A 402-nucleotide genomic window follows, 5' to 3' on the forward strand; every position below is an offset into this window, starting at 1 on the left:
CATCGACGTTGCGCGACAACACGAACACGTTGCCAAGTGCCGTGGCAACGACCAGTTCGAGATGGCTGCCAGCATAGGTGGCCTTTGCGAGCGTGCCTGCGATCGTCTGCGGCGCGCCAGCAGGACCGATCTCGATGCGGCTTGGACGGACGGCCAGCTTCGCCGGGCCGGCTTGGTGGCCAAGCGCCGGCAGTTTCAAGGCAAGCGTGTCTAGCCGCACGGTAGCTTCGTCCCCTTGCACCGCAACCACCTCGCAATCCAGGATGTTGGCTTCACCGATGAAGTCGGCAACGAATGCGTTGGCTGGCGCGTCGTATAGTTCGCGCGGCGTACCGTCTTGTGCGACCACCGCCTTGTTCATGACGATGATGCGGTCCGAAACCGCAAGCGCCTCTTCCTGGT

The 402-nt window shown here is 62.9% G+C and carries 1 protein-coding gene; it reads right to left on the bottom strand.

All coding sequences use genetic code 11. The annotated features are described in order from the left end of the window. Positions 1-402: TOBE domain-containing protein (locus EOA24_RS41045; RefSeq protein ID WP_127410976.1), on the bottom strand; the 402-nt coding region annotated here is incomplete at both ends.

This window comes from Mesorhizobium sp. M2A.F.Ca.ET.039.01.1.1 (assembly GCF_003998035.1).
Lineage (GTDB): Bacteria > Pseudomonadota > Alphaproteobacteria > Rhizobiales > Rhizobiaceae > Mesorhizobium.